The following is a 544-nucleotide window of genomic DNA, read 5'->3' on the forward strand; positions in this document are numbered from 1 at the left end:
GTGCCGAGCAGGTCGATGCCGTTGTGAGCGCCGGTGACCTGGATGACCGGATCGGTGCCGGAACCGACATTGGCGGTGACCGTTGCGCCGGTCAGCGGATTGGTGATCTGCAGCGGATGGCTGCCGCCGATCAAATTGACGCCGTTGGCGAGACTGATGCCGTTGGCTTCGCTGTAGGTGCCGGTGCCGTGTTCGAGCACGACGTAGTCGCCTGCGCCTGCCGGATTCGCCGCGTGGAAGGCCGCGATCGAGGTGTACGGGTCGGCCTGGGTGCCGAGGTTGTGGCTCGTGGTGGCCGAGTTGTCGATGTAGAACACATGCGGGACGACGCCGACGTGGAAACTCTGCGGTCCCGACGTGAGCGGGCCGCCGGTGCCGGTGTGGTCGTTGTCGTTGATATTCAGCGTAACGGTGTCCGAGCCGGTGAAACCGCTGTCGCTGTTGTAGTTCAGCGTTGCCAGCGCGGTGTTGAGCTGCGCGATCGTGCCGGTGAGCGTAACGCTGTGGCTGCCGTTGTTGGTGGAACTGGCTAGGCCGGGGTTGT

General features: G+C 64.7%; 1 protein-coding gene. It reads right to left on the reverse strand.

The features are described 5' to 3' along the window. On the reverse strand, positions 1–544 hold a 544-nt coding region (locus tag RX972_RS29195; protein ID WP_316880779.1), incomplete at both ends, for a hypothetical protein.

This window comes from Pseudomonas syringae group sp. J309-1 (assembly GCF_032582135.1).
GTDB classification, from domain to species: Bacteria; Pseudomonadota; Gammaproteobacteria; order Pseudomonadales; family Pseudomonadaceae; genus Aquipseudomonas; species Aquipseudomonas quasicaspiana.